Annotated in this window: 13 protein-coding genes, 1 tRNA gene and 1 pseudogene; 9 read left to right on the top strand and 6 right to left on the bottom strand. The window is 69.7% G+C overall.

Annotation, left to right across the window (positions count from 1 at the left end):
• Window positions 1–376 (top strand): annotated as a pseudogene (locus ACGF12_RS24925) (phosphohydrolase); the annotation flags it as partial.
• Between the two features lie 79 nt (window positions 377–455).
• On the opposite strand, the gene ACGF12_RS24920 reads toward ACGF12_RS24925, so the two are convergent.
• The gene (locus ACGF12_RS24920; protein WP_393034105.1) at window positions 456–1,619 is read right to left on the bottom strand and encodes a HEAT repeat domain-containing protein; all 1,164 of its coding nucleotides are present in this window, start codon (window positions 1,617–1,619) and stop codon (window positions 456–458) included.
• Window positions 1,620–1,736: 117 nt separating this feature from the next.
• Window positions 1,737–2,168 carry a hypothetical protein gene (locus ACGF12_RS24915; protein ID WP_393034102.1) on the bottom strand — a complete coding sequence of 144 codons (432 nt, stop codon included), beginning with the start codon at window positions 2,166–2,168 and terminating at the stop codon, window positions 1,737–1,739.
• A 301-nt stretch (window positions 2,169–2,469) separates the two neighbouring features.
• Between ACGF12_RS24915 and ACGF12_RS24910 the strand changes: the two genes are divergently transcribed.
• The 4 genes from ACGF12_RS24910 to ACGF12_RS24895 all read left to right on the top strand — a co-directional run bounded on the left by ACGF12_RS24910 (window position 2,470) and on the right by ACGF12_RS24895 (window position 4,599).
• Complete coding sequence (locus ACGF12_RS24910) at window positions 2,470–3,138, top strand: DUF1963 domain-containing protein (RefSeq protein WP_393034099.1); 669 nt, start codon at window positions 2,470–2,472, stop codon at window positions 3,136–3,138.
• Window positions 3,132–3,704: an SMI1/KNR4 family protein gene (locus ACGF12_RS24905; protein ID WP_393034096.1), complete on the top strand. Its 573-nt coding sequence runs from the start codon at window positions 3,132–3,134 to the stop codon at window positions 3,702–3,704. Before ACGF12_RS24910 ends, ACGF12_RS24905 begins: the two co-directional genes overlap by 7 nt.
• 517 nt (window positions 3,705–4,221) lie before the next feature.
• Window positions 4,222–4,295: transfer RNA gene (locus ACGF12_RS24900), tRNA-Met, on the top strand.
• 151 nt (window positions 4,296–4,446) lie between these two features.
• Window positions 4,447–4,599 (top strand): hypothetical protein, encoded by a 153-nt coding sequence (locus ACGF12_RS24895; RefSeq protein WP_393034094.1) that lies wholly within the window; start codon window positions 4,447–4,449, stop codon window positions 4,597–4,599.
• A gap of 228 nt (window positions 4,600–4,827) precedes the next feature.
• On the opposite strand, the gene ACGF12_RS24890 is transcribed toward ACGF12_RS24895, so the two are convergent.
• The 3 genes from ACGF12_RS24890 to ACGF12_RS24880 all read right to left on the bottom strand — a co-directional run bounded on the left by ACGF12_RS24890 (window position 4,828) and on the right by ACGF12_RS24880 (window position 7,543).
• On the bottom strand, window positions 4,828–6,441 hold the full coding sequence (locus tag ACGF12_RS24890) for a peptide chain release factor 3 (RefSeq protein ID WP_393034091.1): 1,614 nt from the start codon (window positions 6,439–6,441) through the stop codon (window positions 4,828–4,830).
• A gap of 66 nt (window positions 6,442–6,507) precedes the next feature.
• A complete protein-coding gene (locus ACGF12_RS24885; protein ID WP_393034088.1) occupies window positions 6,508–6,777 on the bottom strand; it encodes a hypothetical protein in 270 nt (89 codons plus the stop codon).
• A gap of 550 nt (window positions 6,778–7,327) precedes the next feature.
• Window positions 7,328–7,543, bottom strand: coding sequence for a hypothetical protein (locus ACGF12_RS24880; RefSeq protein WP_393034085.1), 216 nt, complete (start codon window positions 7,541–7,543; stop codon window positions 7,328–7,330).
• A gap of 437 nt (window positions 7,544–7,980) precedes the next feature.
• Between ACGF12_RS24880 and ACGF12_RS24875 the strand changes: the two genes are divergently transcribed.
• Window positions 7,981–9,051 (top strand): hypothetical protein, encoded by a 1,071-nt coding sequence (locus tag ACGF12_RS24875; protein ID WP_393034083.1) that lies wholly within the window; start codon window positions 7,981–7,983, stop codon window positions 9,049–9,051.
• Window positions 9,051–9,929 carry a hypothetical protein gene (locus ACGF12_RS24870; RefSeq protein ID WP_393034081.1) on the top strand — a complete coding sequence of 293 codons (879 nt, stop codon included), beginning with the start codon at window positions 9,051–9,053 and terminating at the stop codon, window positions 9,927–9,929. Before ACGF12_RS24875 ends, ACGF12_RS24870 begins: the two co-directional genes overlap by 1 nt.
• A 1,114-nt stretch (window positions 9,930–11,043) precedes the next feature.
• Here the strand turns inward: ACGF12_RS24870 and ACGF12_RS24865 are convergent.
• Entirely contained in the window at window positions 11,044–11,379 is a 336-nt protein-coding gene (locus ACGF12_RS24865) for a hypothetical protein (protein WP_393034078.1), read from the bottom strand.
• A 609-nt stretch (window positions 11,380–11,988) separates the two neighbouring features.
• Between ACGF12_RS24865 and ACGF12_RS24860 the strand changes: the two genes are divergently transcribed.
• Window positions 11,989–12,552, top strand: a complete 564-nt coding sequence (locus ACGF12_RS24860; RefSeq protein ID WP_393034075.1) for a LytR C-terminal domain-containing protein — start codon at window positions 11,989–11,991, stop codon at window positions 12,550–12,552.
• A 985-nt stretch (window positions 12,553–13,537) separates the two neighbouring features.
• Window positions 13,538–14,134 carry an acyltransferase gene (locus ACGF12_RS24855; protein ID WP_393034072.1) on the top strand — a complete coding sequence of 199 codons (597 nt, stop codon included), beginning with the start codon at window positions 13,538–13,540 and terminating at the stop codon, window positions 14,132–14,134.
• The last annotated feature ends 92 nt before the right edge of the window (window positions 14,135–14,226 follow it).

The raw sequence follows: 14,226 nt of genomic DNA, 5'->3' as shown, positions 1-14,226 counted from the left end.
GCTACCTCACGCCACTCGAGATTCGGCGGCGGCACCGGCAAGGTCACACCCTCGCGGCGTAGACAGAGAGTGTCCAACCGCAGGGTGGAACTTCATCACCGAGGAACTCGCCCGCTTCGCCCGCAACCACGCATCGTGGAACGCCCCCGGTATCAGCACCGACGACTTACTGGTGAGCCTCGCCGACAAGATCTGGAAGGGCAAGCGCGTCACTGATCTCGAACAACTACTGATCGAGCGCCTCTGCGAAACCGGCCGCCAACAGCCGTGGGAAGCGTTCGCAGCACTCGACGATGTTCTCGACCACATCGCGCAGGACGCCGAACGCAGGCTGACCTTCCAAGCTGAGCACCCGGTCGCTCCGGGCATCGGATGAGCCTGTGAGGGTTCCGGAACTCGGCCCAGGCCTCCGACGGGCAGCAGGGGCCGCAAGGATCCGAGCTCTCCGCGAGCCGTCAGAAGTCGGAGGCCCGGTCGCGGCTTGTCAGGAGCGCGCGGAAGGAGTCTCGTTCTGGCGGCAGTCCAGCTCGGCGCAGCCATGTGATCTTGTTGCCGATGTTGCCCCAGCAGTCGTCCTTGGCCGCGATGGCGCTGAGGAGTTGGTACTGGGCGTCGGTGAGGGCCGCCTCGCTGGCGTTGCCGTCGGGGAAGGCGCGCAGCAGGAGCGGTCCCCAGTCGCGTTCGACGGTGAAGTCGTTGGCCATGGGCATCAAGGCCAAGGCGGCGTCGAGGACTTCTTCCAGGGTGGTGGTGCGGGCGAGCAGGGCGTGGAGGAGGGTGAAGCGGAACCATCCGTCGAGTTGGGGCAGGGGTTCAGCGTCGAACCAGTGGTCGGCGGTGCGCGGGTCCGACAGGGCCTCCAACAGGATGGCGGTGGGGCGCGGGTCCTCGGCGGGGAGCGGGGCGAGGGCGGCGCAGGCACGGATCGCCGGATCCTGGTCGGCGAGCAGATCGCTGGTGTCCTGCGCCCGGGCGACGAGGGTCAGAACGGCCGCAGCACGCTCCCGCCGGTCCCCGCTTGTGGTGAGGATGGTGCGCAGCCGCTCGGCGGCGTCGGGTATCCGGTCGCGGAGCTCGGGGGTCATGAGCAGGTGGCCGGCGGCACCGACGGCGGCCTCGCGAACCACGGAGTCGGGATCGGCCAGGTAGGGAGCCACCGCCTGGTGGATCGCGGGGCGGGCGGCCCGGCAGGCCGCGATGTCGGCCGGGTCGTCGTACTCGGGCTCCTGCTCGCGGTCGTCGTAGTAGCCGACCGACTCCGCGATCTCGCCCAGCCACTCCAGTAGCGCGGCACGAAGTGGGCGGACCCGGTCGTCCCACGGGTACTCGCTCTCGTGCGCGGCCGAGGTACGCGGATGGTCCAGAATGCCGGCCACGAACAGCGCGACCGGCGCGGTGCTGCTGTAGATCGAGCCCTGGTGGAGGACCGACATCTGCAGCTGGCCCAGGGCATGGGCCTGGACCTCGGGGTCGTCGTCCAGCAGGCCGACCAGCAGCATGGGTGTGTCCTCGGCCGACCCGTACGCGTGGCTCAGCTCCGCCCAGGGCGTGTCGAGCAGGACGGCCTTGGGGTGCGGGACCGATTCGATGCCGGCAGGCGGCTCACCAGGAGTGATCACGGGCAGCAGTGTGGCGGATCGGGCTGACAACGGGACGAAGGTTGGTGACGGAAGCCGAACGCTCGGCCATCCCGGCAGTCGAGGGCGCGACAGTCGAGCAGCCCGACTTCGGCACGTCTACAGGGAGATACCGCAGTACAGGCCGCACTGACCGGCGTCACGGGCGAGGCCGGCCAGCCGCTCCAGGAAGTCGGCTATCAGCTCCGCGTCCTGTCCCGCGCCATCCTCGGTGAGCGTCCACACGGACGCGGCCTGCTGCAGCCGGCCGCTGGTAGCCAGCGCGAGCGCGTCGCGCAGGCTGTCGGTGAGCGAGACGAGCCAGTGGCTCTCGTGCTGCGGATCGCTCAGCAGCTCGCAGAAGCGCGGGTCGGCTTCCACCTGCTCCTCGGGAACTCCCCTCAGGGCCGCCTCGACCACACCGAGGAGGGCGTAGGGGTCAACGCCCTTGAGGCCGACCGTGCCGAACCGGTCGTCGACCCGGCCGTCCTCGAAGATGCCCAAGGCCTGTGCGTCGTCAGCGGCCGCGTAGTAGTCGTAGAGGTTTCCCATGGCTTGATCGTCCCAGCCACCCCCGACAGCCGGTACGGGCGCCCAGGCTCAGTGGCCCGGCCCCTCACCCCCGTGTCAGCTGGCACGGACGCCTCCGTAGGCTCCCCGTGTAAGAGCCGGATGCCTGCCCTGGGCGCAGCACGTCTGGCGTTCCGTTCGCCGAAAGACGTAGCCGCGATGACCGGGTGCCCCTGCCAACTGACGTGCCCGATCCACCTCGTCCCGGTCCGGGTCTGGGCGGAGTCGTGACCACGGGCCGTGTAGGCCGAGGTGTCAGCGGCTTGTCGTAGAGTCGCCGGCTGTGACGACGACCCTGATGACGTACGCGGGCACCACCGAGCCCACCGCATTTGTCACCCGCACCGGCGGGGTGCCGCTGGCCCCGGCCGGGACTTCGTGGCCTCAGTGCTCCACGTGCGACGGGCCGATGCAGTTCCTGGCGCAGGTGCTCCTCGACGATCTCGGCCGCCACGCCGGCCAGGGCGCCGTCGAGGGGCGGGACGTGCTCGCCCTGTTCATGTGCCAGAACGACCCGGGCATGTGCGAGGAGTGGGACCCGCAGGCGGGCGGCAACCGCGCACTGCTGTTCCCTACGGCCGCACTCCAGCCGATCCCGGTGCCCGTGCTGGACGAGGACGACGACCAGGAGCCGGTTCTGCTCGGCGCGGTGAGCGCCGTCGCGTACGAGACTGCGTCCACCACGGCCGATTACGGCCAGGCCTACACGGAGTGGGCGAAGCAGCCGGGCCGAACTCCTCTTGACATCCTCGGCCAGCTCGGCGGACAGCCCGAGTGGCTGCAGAACGACGAGACCCCCGCCTGCCCGACCTGCGCACGGGAGATGAAGCTCGTCGTCCAGCTCGAGGAAGGACGGGACCACGCCACCGCGATGAACTTCGGCGGTCGCGGCGAGGCCTACGCCTTCGCCTGCGAGCCCTGCACACAGGCCGTGTTCCTGTGGCAGTGCTGACCGCAGCAATCTTCCGCCCCCAGCCGGAGAGCCAGACCGCGCTCGAGCAACTACGCGCGCACCTCGGGGAACCGGAGTCCTGGGGTTGGGCCACGCCCGCGATCTGGGATGCAAGTGAGCGGCACCTCGGTTTCCGGCTGCCGACCGACTTCAAGGCGTTCCTCGATCTGTACGGCCCTGGCTCGGTGGACGGTTATCTGACGATCGACCGGCCGATGGAAAGCACGCCGGCCGAGCTGGAGCGCTACTGGGGACCCCCACCTGAGCGTCCAGCCTGGTACGGCGAGATCGCCGAGGGCTGGTGGGAGGTCGACGAGTCCGACGTCCAATCGGGCGTTCTGCTGCTGTGGGGAAGCGATGAGCACGGCAGCCGGTATTTCTTCCGCTCGGTCGAGAACGATCCCGCCGAGTGGCGGATCATCATCAGCAGCGACGAGGGCGAGTGGTTCGAGACCGCCGGGACGTTCACCGAGTTCCTGGTTCGGTGCTTCCACCGCGTCGATCGCCCCGACTTCATGGACGCAAGCTGGCCGGGACCCAACGCTCGCTATGTGCCCCACCCATGACCCCGCGCTCAGCCGCCCGGACCGCTACCCCGCGCGCCGACCTGAGCAACCGCCGCCGTACTGCCCGCGTGAGCACGAACCACTCCCCCGTCGCCTGCGTCTGCTGCGGCGCACCCACCGTAGAAAGGTGCGGTCAGAGGTCGGGCGGCTGGTCACGGGCTGCCCGGTAGTTGCCACATCGCTTACGCCCGTGCCGGGCACGTGGATAGTGAGAGAACCGGGTGCACGGGGGTGGGACGCGATGGCAGCATGCAGCCCCTGTCGGGAGCTGAACCGCCCGACCTGAGTGTCGTCGCCGTGCATGCGGTGGACGGTCAGGGCGACGGTCGCCCGGAGCCAAATCGTCTCCGAGGCGGCGATTGCGTGCGGGTTGTCCGCTGGTGACCAGCCATCCGGCAGGTGATGCTCATGATGGATTCCTGGGCCGCCGCCGCCACCTGCCGCAGGCATTTTCTCGGCGGCGGCGGAAATGAGATTTCGTTCTGTGTGGGCTGTGCCGTAGAGTCGGTGTCACCGACGCGGGGTGGAGCAGTTCGGTAGCTCGCTGGGCTCATAACCCAGAGGTCGCAGGTTCAAATCCTGTCCCCGCTACTACGCAACAAGGCCGGGCCCGTCGCACTGTGTGCGTCGGGCCCGGCCTTCGTGTTGGTTCGGTCAGCAGTCGATGGTGGTGTCGACCTCGATTCGTCAGCGGCGAGCGGGCCGTGATCATCCTGGCGTTTTGCCCGTCATGGCCCCGTTAATGGAACGCTGGGCACTCACCTGCCGACGCAAACCCCTCGACCGGACGCTGATCTGGAACCAGCGCCATCTCCTGTACGTACTGCGGGAGTTCGAGGACCACTACATCACCCACCGCCCCCACATCACGCACTCCACCAGGACACGTCACTGACACCACGGCCCGTCCCGATCGCCGATCCCGGGCGGATCCCCCGGCTGGACGTCCGCGGACGCGACCGTCTCGGCGGCACCCTCCACGAGTACCGACATGCCGCATGACCTGCACGGACAGACTTATCGGCACCCACAGGGGCGGCGCGCGCCGGAAGACCCCCGGTAGGGGCCGCATCATGCGCCGTCCGCCGTGCCAAGCGGCGCCGCCGTGCCGAGAGGTCGGTGATCAGTCCGCCGTGGCGATCAGCGGCTGGAGCAGGACGTCGGGCTGGGCGCGCTGGAAGGCGTTCAGGTGCCACTTGTCGGCGAACAAGGCCAGCAGCACGTCGTCCGAGCGGCGGGTGAGCACCTCGCCGTTGGTCAGGCGGGCTTTGGCCAGGGCTGCGGCGCCGTCGGCGTCGGTGATCCGGGCCAAGCGGTAGGAGAGCTGGTCGAGGGCGATCGGGGAAGAGAACTCGTGCTCCATCCGGTGCAGGATCACGTCGAACTGCATCGGGCCGACCGCAGCCATGACCGGCGCCTGGTCGCCACGCCGGTCGGAGACCAGCACCTGGATCACGCCTTCCTCATCGAGTTGGGCGACGCCCTTGCGGAACTGCTTGGAACGGCTGATGTCCTTGGGCCGTGCCACCGCGAAGTACTCGGGGGCGAAAGCGGGCAGCGGGGGAAATTCGGTCTTCTTGCCGGTGTAGAGGGTGTCGCCGACCCGCAGCGCGCTCGCGTTGATCAGGCCGACCACGTCGCCGGGGTACGCGGTGTCGACCACGGTGCGCTCGGCTCCGAAGACGGTGTGCGCGTACTTGGTGGCGAAGGAGCGGCCGCTGGCCGCGCGGGTGACGTGCATGCCGCGCTCGAAGACGCCGGAGCAGACTCGGACGAAGGCGATCCGGTCGCGATGGGCCGGGTCCATGTTCGCCTGGATCTTGAACACCAGGCCGGAGAACTCCTCGCCGACCTCGCGGCTGCCGCCCTTGGCCAGCGGGCGGGGCCCGGGAGCCGGAGCGAGGTCGACCACGGCGTCCAGCAGGGGCTTCACACCGATGTTGGTCAGCGCGGCACCGAAGAAGACCGGGCTGATCTTGCCGGCCTCGAAGGCTTCCTGGTCGTAGCCGGGGCCGGAGGAGAGCACCAGCTCCAGTTCCTCCAGCGCGGTCGTCCAGGCTTCGCCCTCCTGCTCGGCGGCCTTCTCGGAGGTGAGCTGCTCCTCGAGGGCAGCGTGCGTGCCGGCTGGCACCTTGGTGTAGCGCAACATCTGCTCGGTGTTCCCCGCTTCGACCAGGCCGCGCAGGTTGCCCGCGCTGCCGACCGGCCAGACGACCGGGACGGGGGTGATCCCGAGGTGCGTCTCGATGTCCTCGAGCAGGGTGAGTGCATCCCGGCCGCGCCGGTCCCACTTGTTGATGAAGGTGATCACGGGGACGCCGCGATGGCGGCAGACCGCGAAAAGCTTGCGGGTCTGCTCCTCCAGGCCCTTGGCGGCGTCGACCAGCATGATCGCGCAGTCGACGGCGGCCAGCACCCGGTAGGTGTCCTCGGAGAAGTCGGCGTGGCCGGGGGTGTCGACCAGGTTCATCACGTGGCCGCGATGGCCGAACTGCAATGCGGCCGAGGTCACCGAGATACCGCGCTCGCGTTCCAACTCCATCCAGTCGCTGGTCACGCCGCGCCGGTCACCCTTGGCGTGCACCGCACCGGCAGAAGTGATCGCCCGCGCGTGCAGCGCCAGCGCCTCGGTGAGCGTGGACTTGCCCGCATCCGGATGGCTGATCACGGCGAAGGTCCGTCGGCGGCCGGCCTCATGAAGGACCTGCGGGACGGGGACGGTCTGTTCGGTGCTCACGTGTTTCCTCGGGTACGCATCGGCAGCAGGCCGGGTGACGCCTCTCCGTACCTGGTGAGCTGGGGATCAGGTCCACAGGCCCAGGAAGCGATAATAGGCTGCCGGGCGGCGTGACCCCGAAATTCCCGTTTGCCGGCTGCTGCCCCGGCTCCAGCTGGGAAAACAGCCGAACTGCCAGGAGTCGAAGCCGAGGCCGAGCCGGTCCGGGGTCCCCAGCCACAGGTTGCGCCGGCCCCGCTCGGAGTGGATCGTCAACTCGCCTTCCTCGACGCCCTGTTTGGCGACGGTGCCCTGGATGAAGTGCCGGGCGAGCTCCTCGCTCTCGCACCCGGCCATCTGTGGGGCTCGGAGAGTCGTCGCTGCAGGTCAATCCATGTACCGGTATGTGCAGGCTGGCATCGCCCGGATTGGTCGGCCTCGCCCACGACGGGTGAGCAATCCGGACGAAGTCGGCTCCGCAGGGCGCGATGATCCGGATGCTCCCGAGCCCGTGCTCAGCGGTCATATCGGGACGCTACGCCCTGCGACACCGAGCAGTGCCAGCGAGTCCACGACCCCTTGTCGCCACGACAAGGGATCGCCGCAGCTCAGACCGCCTTTGGGCGCCCTGGTGAGAGCGGAGCGAGTGCGGGGTCGCTCGACCTTCGACCCATAACACGAGAGCATGACCATGGCAATTCACGCGACCCACTTTGGGGGCGATCAGCATGCGTTCCGCAGCCCACGCCGGGCATGTCTTCCGCCGGTGCGGCTGCCGCGACCAGGGTGGCAAGCAACTCGGAGCCAGCTGCCCCAAGCTCGCCACCGACCCCGATCACGGCACCTGGACCTTCTCCCTCGACCTCCCCTCCCCCGACCGGCACCGCAACATCGTCCGCCGCGGCGGCTACCCCAGCGCCGAGGCCGCCCGGGCCGCGTCGCCGCCGGCATCCCGCTGGCCGTCGTCTCCAAGACCCTGCGCCACTCCAACCTCGCCATCACCGTCGATCTCTACGGACACCTCCTCAAGGACTCCGCCGACGAAGCCGTCAAGGCACTCGCCTCCGCACTCGACCGGGCGGACGCCGAGGTGGCCGGCCAGGCCGGTTCCTCTGTCGGTCACCGCTTCGGTAAGGCAGCGTGAGCGGTCCGGCGTCAGGCCTTCATACGTGGCTGCTGATCGGCCACTTCCGAGCCGCTGGTGTGAGTGCGGTCGGCTTCCTCTTCGTCGGTGTCCGGCTGGAGGAGGTCAAGCAAGTCCTGTGCTGTCCAGTCCGGAAGGTACCGCTGTTGGACCGGCACCAGGACGCCACATCGGAGGGTCTGAGCAACCTCCGCGAACGCGGGGCTGACCCGTGCACGCCTCCGTCCTGGCGGCATGGTCGGCGGGTACGGAATGTCCGGTCGGCCGCCGGGCAGACCGGCGCGCGGGCTGCCATGCACCAATCGCCAGCGCCGATTTGCACTTTCGGTTCGTCCGCTCTGACCCTGCGGCCTCGGGTGTCGGAGCCATGGAGCAGGATGGGAGCGACAACTCATCTCCGGGGAGGGAGGCACGCCATGGCCACCGACGGCCTCCGGCTGCCTGTGGAGTTCCTGTTCGCCGTCGCGGCCGACGCCGAGCCCGAGTCCGCTGCGGCAACGATGGCCGCTGAACAGGTACACGGCATGGCTGAGGCCGACGACCGGCAGTACGGGCAACTCCTCGAAGCACTTCTCAGGAAGCCGCACCGGGAGAAGGCCCCTGCCTGGCTGCTGGAGACCGCAGTGACGAACGGCCTTCGGCAGGCAACCGAGTCCGAGTACCTCCTCGGGACGACGACCGAGCTCATGGCGCTCGCCCTCGCCCACCCCGAATGCGACGAGAGCATGCGGGCCGACGCCCTGCTGCGCTGCCCGGACAGTCTGCTCGGTCCCCTCGGCACCGCCGGGCGGCCGGCGGCGTTGGCCGACGCCGTCGCCGCGGAGCTGCGCAGGCGGGTACCGCAGCGCTGCCGCATGACACCCGACCTGATCAAGGAGCCGACGCCCGCACAGCTGGTTCTGCGGACGGAGCGCCTCCACGACGACGTGTTCGACGCGGCCGTCGCCCTCCTGCCCGACGCACCGGACCGTACGCGTCTGGAGGACGAGGCCTTCGACAGCTGGTCCGACCGGATCAAGACCACATTCGGTGCGTGGGAGCGAATGTGGAGAGTCGTGCTGGAGCGGCACCCAGACCGCCACGCCCAGCTTGTGGAGACGGTAGTCGGCACAGCGGCGAACCGCGTCATCCGGGACCAGCTGCTCGGCAGTCTGCCGTGGATGGTCGAGCCGGGGCTGCTCCGTCGGATCGCGCTGGACGATCTCCCGGTTCGGCACGGCCATGCTCGTGACGCGGGTTTGCCGCTTTCTCCTGGACGGGGCGTCGAAGGAAGAGGCCCGACAGCACTTCGCCACCGAGCTCGCCGATCTCGACGACACCGGCCGGGGGGGATGTCGCGCTGTACCTGGAGGACGACGTACTCGAAGCCAAGTGGGGCACCGACACCGCAACCTTCTGGGTACGCCACGCAGCAGACGGGCCATGGCGCCTCCTGCTCAACCCCGCCGAGGCCAAGCCCTCGTACGGCGATCCCTACACCTGGCTGATGCCGACGGAGGAACTTGCCGGACTGGGGCGGTACTTCGCCGAGACCGCCGTCAAGGCGCTCCACACCTGGCAGCCGAAGGACGCCTACGGGATCAGCAAGGCGGCCGACCTGCGCTGGGTGCACGCCATGCTGCTCCATCTGCCCGAGGTGACACCCGCCGTCAAGAAGACGGTGCAGCTCCTGATCCGCGAAGCCCACCGCGGCCAAGCGCGTCCCCGGTCCTACGACTACCGCGCGCAGGAGGACCACCGGCAGTTCACCGGACTCCTTGACGCGATCAGCCGGATCGTCGCCGACCCCCTCCCGCAGGCACCCGCCACCCGGCGCGCAGCCCTCGGCGATCCCGCGCAGGTGACGCCCCGGAGCCTGTCCGCCGTCACCCCGGAGGTCCTCGACGAGTACCTGGACCGGCACACCGGCGACGACCAACTCGTGGAGAAGGCCCTGCTGTCCTTCGCCTGGCGCAGCAGCTACCGGTATGACCCGTCTTTCACCGATGTCCTCGCGCGCCACTCGGACCCGCAGCAGGCCGTCCACACCCTCACCCATGACCTGCGCAGCAGGCTCGGCGGCAACCCCGCCAACCGGGAAGCCTGGGCACAGCACATCCTTGCCCTGCCCGGCTGCCGCAGCGAGACCATCCTCGCGCTGCCCGCCTGGACGGCGCTCAAATCACGGGGAAGTCACTACGACCGCACGCACCCCACCGTGCTCGCTCTCGTGGCCGGCACACTCGGAGACGACCACCAGGCCTGGCACCGACTCACCGACAGCCCGATCAGCAACTCCGGCCCCAACGCCTGGCTCCGCCTGGGGGACATTCTCAAAGCCGCCGCAGACGGCACCGATTGGCCGAAGCCACCAACTTCCAGATAACGGCCTCGCACGCCACGCGCCTGGGAAGGCCGGCGCACCCGTAGCGCCCTGAGCGGGGAGGAGGAGCCACGCGCTTCCTCCGCCCCGCTCAAGCAATCACGTACGCCGCCCCGGGCCGTGGTCGATGTCGAGGACGTCGTAGAGGTGCTGGCCGACACCCCAACGGGCGAGACGCTCGCGGTCGACAAGGTGCAGGCGCTGCTGGATGGCGGAGGCTGCCGCAAGCTCCCTCGTCGTCCGGGCCCGAACCGTGACCCATCGTTTCCAGCCCGAGGGCGGGGGAACCCTGCCCGCAGGACAAGACGGGCCGGCCAACGGCCGTCCCGGGACAGGAGAGCAGCAACCGTGCGGGACCCCGACCTCCCGATCGCCACGTTCTGCGGCAACTGCGGCTGCCCATAGCTGTTCCTCGACCCCGACGCCCCCGCGGACAGGCGGGTGCGCATCACCGACGACTTCGGCCAGCAGATCCAGATGAGCCGCGAGCAGTTCGACGACCTGCTCGCCCAGGCGAAGTCCGGCGCCCTCGACGCCGCCGCCGCAGTCTGACCGACCACCGGCGGGGACGGCCCGACACCCTGGCCCGAGCTCCGACCGTCCCTGCCTCTGGCCCCCGGCCGGTGCCGCCCCTACGCTCCGACCGATGGACGGAGCGGGATTCCGGGCGGTGCGCGCGGCGGTGTTCGCCGCGCTGTCCGTGCTGCTTCCGATCGCCGCTCGGCTGGCGGTGACGGGCCGCCCGGTCCCGGTGGACCTCGTGGCCCGCGGCGTTCGCCGGAACGTTCCCGCTGTCGTGGCCGCTCTTCGCGTCCGAACGCCGCTTCGGGGCGACCGCCGGCCCGCTGGTGCCGCTCCAACCCGCGTCCAACCTGTTGTTCAACGTCCGCCAATCCGCGTGCCCTCCGGGTACGGCCAGCGCGGGCGCCGCCTCCGGCTGGCAACTGCTGGCATGCGGTGGCGGCTCGATCCCCAGGACGTGATCGCTCGCGTCTACGCAGCCCGCGTCTCGGTGACCACCGACGCCGACGGACGCCCGCGGTCACCCCACTGCATCGTCCACGTACCGGCCCGCCGCGCGCGATCAGCCTGGCGCGTGACCTGCCACCTGTCTGATTCACGACCTCACGGCGTACCACATGGCGCCACAGGAGAAGATGCCATCACCGGTGACGTCACCGGGCTTGGTGTCACCCACGTAGTAATACAGCGGGGATCCGTTGTAGGTGACCTGCACGGTACCGTCGGCGCGCTTCGTCGTACCGAGTTGGCTGCTGTTGACCCCCACGGTGGTGCGCAGCGGGGGCCATATGCTGGCGCAGCGTCCGTAGCAGGTCGACGTGTTCGGCGTGTCCCGCGCGAACAGGTAGAGCGTGTGGCCGTCGGCATCGACCAGAATCTGCCCCGGACTGCTAGGACGGACGGCCGCGGCGGTATCAGGTGCGTTCGCCATGCCGACGGAGGCTGGTGCGGTCGATACCGCGGAAGTCGCTGCACGGCCTGCGGGCCGCGCGCTGTGCCCGCCTGGTCCGGACCAGGCACCCGCCGTTCCGATGCTCAGCGTGGTTATGGCTACCACCAGCACTTTTGTCGCGCGGCGGCGTTTCCGAGTGCATGTCATGTCTGTATGTGTTCTGGGTGTCATCATGCCGACCCGTGCTTCTTCTGGGTCTCGTGCGCGACCCACCAGATGCAGGTCACACACCCGGTCAATTACTAATATACTCTCGCGAGTCGGAGCAAAAGGGTGCATTGAGGACAGAAGCCATCCGCTTGTCGATCACGTGGTTGGTCTGGCCGATCAGGGAGGCTTCGCCATCTTCGAACGTGGCGGTCGAAGGGGCTGGCGTGACGGTTCCACGGGGTGCTCGTGCTGGTCGCGGGCGGGAGTCTGCGGTCTTAATCGTCTGACGGGACGGGCCGGGGCGGTTTCGCCGGTTCCTCCGCGTCGCGGGCCCGGTGCCACCTACGATCCGGTTCACGGTGGAGTCCGAGATCGCGGAACGGATCGCGGCGCGACGCGCGGAGCTGGACAAGCTGGAAGACCAACTGGTCAAGCAGCTTGCGGAGGTGCGGGCCGAGCACGACGAACTCGCGGTGGCCGAACGGGTCTGGCGGCGGATGGCCGAGCAGCTCGCCGCGGAGACGGCGGCGGCAGCGCCGGTGGCAACGCAGGTGGCAACGCAGGTGGCAGGCCGCGCGGTGCTGCTGGTCCCGCGTTGGGGAGGGCATCAGTGTCACCGTCTACAACGGCACCACCACAACCGGACTCGCCGCCCAAGCCGAGGCCAAGCTCAAAGCCGAAGGCTTCACCATCACCCGTACCGGCACCGGCGCCTCCCAGCACCACACCACCACGCTCATCGAGTACGGCCCCGGCAAGCAGAACGCCGCCCAGACCCTCGCCAAACCCTTCCCCGGTCGCGGTCCCCGGCCAGCCTGCACGCCCCCACGCCCGGGTCAGCCGGCCCCGCACCCGCACCCGATCCCGCGTCGGGGCAGAGACCGGCACCGACCCGGAGTGCGGCCGCCTCCGTGGCGGCGAGCGCCCGGACGAACCGGCAGTAAGAGGCGCCGTAGCGCCACCAGCCGGGCCACTTGGACAGACGGTGACCCTGCATCATGAAATGCGGCGCGTTCAACAATCCCTTGCTGTACGCGAAGTCGTTGCCGGCCTCGGCCAGACGCTGGATGTAGGTCATCGCCTGCCGCCGCCTGGGCGCGATCGCCACGCTGTTCGCCGTCGTCGACGCCTCCTGCGCCTACGTAGGCGCGCACTACCCGCACGATGTCCTCGGCTTCCTCGTCGCCCTCGGGGTGAGTTTCCTGCTGACCGCCCTGGCCACACGGAGAACATGCGCACCGAACAACTGCGGCCCTGGCGGCCATCTGCTGGCCACCGGCCCGAAAGGCGAAACGCGAGTATGCCGCAGGAAGCCGAGCCGAACCAGACCGGCGTCGTACGGCCCACCCGCCGCGAGCAGCGCAGAAACCTGCCCCGGCTCCCGACCGACCCCTGCTGGACGGACGCGCCCGGAATCGCTGGCCCACTGGACGATTGTCACGTCTGGAGAAGCGGCCGGGCGGGCATACCACCGACATTCGGCGACGGGCCCGGCTGCAACTCCCCCACGAGTTCAACCGGGCCCCGGCCGGCCACCGGGCCTGGGCGCGACTCCCCCCACGGAGCAGCGGCCGGGCCCGCATCCTGCTCAACCAGCGACACGCAGCGTACATGTCATCTCTACCCAGCGCTACCTCGTGGCCGGGGGTCGCTTGCGCCAGCCTGGTACCGGCCACCATGACGTCCCGTGATGCGCACGGTTCCTCATCGCAAGGGGCCGGCCCCCGCGGCCTCGGCGCATCCGGACTCGGTACGGCTCGGATTCGAGCGACTGGTCATGGAAATGCACGACAACGGCTATCGGGGCGTGATCCGGCCGCTGCCCGAGCCGGGGCCAGGTGACCCACGCCCGAACGGCCCGCCTCCCTCACACTGAAGGCACGGGCCCAGGCCGAAGAAGGCCCCGTCTCCCCCAAGCCCCACCGCCCGGGCACAGACCCGGCGCCGAGGACCGTGCGGCGAAGGCCGCAGTCGGAGAGGACCGACCGTGGAACGCAACCGCTACGCGGATCTCCTGCGCGTGGCCGCCATCCACGCGGTCGTCCTGGGCCACTGGCTACTGACCGATGTCACCTTCCGCAGCGGGCATGTCTCCGGGCATAACGTGCTGCAGGACATCGGCTGGGGACGCTGGCTCACGCCGCTCTTCCAGGTGATGCCGGTGGTCTTCCTGGTCGGCGGCTACGCCAACGCCGTCTCCTGGACGGCGCACGGCGGCGGCGGCGAGGGCTGGACGAGCTGGGTGCGTCGCCGCGCCCTGCGTCTGCTGTGGCCCACCACGGCGTACCTTGTCGCGTCCTGCCTCGGCGTCGTCGCGGCCCGGGCCGCCGGCGTCGACGCGGCGGAGCTGGCCCAGGCCGGCTGGTACGTCGCGCTGCACTTGTGGTTCCTGCCCGTCTACCTGCTGCTGATCGCGCTGACCCCCGTGCTGCTCGCCGCACACCGCCGCTGGGGTCTCCGTGCACCCGCCGTGATGGCAGTCGGCGCGGCTGGGGTCCGAGAAGCTCGTGCTCCGCGCCCTGGGCGCTGCCGATCGCGGCGTGCGAGATGCCCTCGTACCGCTTACGGCCCTGCCGGCTGGTGAGGTACGGGACGGTGGCGTCCGCATCACCGGCGAATGCGGCCAGACCGGCCGCCCCGGTACGGGCAGGACGCAGTTCGCCGGAAGCTCGGGAT

The organism is Kitasatospora sp. NPDC048296 (genome assembly GCF_043201815.1).
GTDB lineage: Bacteria > Actinomycetota > Actinomycetes > Streptomycetales > Streptomycetaceae > Kitasatospora.
This window is presented reverse-complemented; position numbering and strand designations above follow the sequence as displayed.